Origin of the sequence: Pseudacidovorax intermedius, assembly GCF_001476815.1 — a bacterium.
Taxonomy (GTDB): domain Bacteria; phylum Pseudomonadota; class Gammaproteobacteria; order Burkholderiales; family Burkholderiaceae_C; genus Xenophilus; species Xenophilus intermedius_A.
Genome location: NZ_LDSL01000286.1, coordinates 1 through 720, shown reverse-complemented (window position 1 = coordinate 720; position 720 = coordinate 1). Strand labels below are relative to the sequence as shown.

At 76.4% G+C, this 720-nt stretch carries 1 protein-coding gene; it reads left to right on the top strand.

Annotation, left to right across the window (positions count from 1 at the left end; all coding sequences use genetic code 11):
- Positions 1-720: GMC family oxidoreductase N-terminal domain-containing protein (locus NS331_RS25255; protein WP_193758225.1), on the top strand; the 720-nt coding region annotated here is incomplete at both ends.

The window sequence follows — 720 nt, the reverse complement described above, 5'->3', positions numbered from 1 at the left end:
CACGGCCGCACGCGTCGCCCCGGCGCTCGGGGACGGCGACGTCGTCGTCCTCGAGCGCGGCCGCGAGTGGGTGCCCGGCGAGTTCCCCGAGGACCCGACGGCGATGCGCGCGGCACTCCGGAGCCGTCGGAACCCGCTCGGGCTGTTCGACCTGCACCTCGGCACGGACGTCGACCGGCTCACGGCCAACGGGCTCGGCGGCGGCTCGCTCGTGTACGCGAACGTCCTGCTCGAGGCCGATCCGGCCGTGTTCGACGAGCACTGGCCCGCGGGCGTCGACGCCGCGGCCCTGCGTCCGTACGCCGACCGCGTGCGCGCCGTGCTCCGCCCCCAGCTCGAGGACCGTCCGACCCCGAAGGCGGACGCCCTGGCGCACCTCGGCGCACACCACGGCGTCGAGCCGCGCCGCATCCCGCTCGCCGTGCGGCTGCACGGTGACCCCGGGCCGAACGCGGCCGGGGTCCACCAGCCGACCTGCACCCGCTGCGGCAACTGCGTCTCGGGCTGCAACGTCGGCGCGAAGACGACGATGTGGGCGAGCTACCTGCCGCTCGCCGCCCGCGCCGGCGCCCGACTGGTGACCCGTGCCGAGGTGCTCCGCGTCGAACGGAACACGGGGCCGGGTCGGCGGTGGACCGTGCACGGCGAGCGCCACGAGGTCGACGGTCACCGTCGGACGACACCCTTCACGGTGCAGGCCGACGTGGTCCTGCTCGGGGC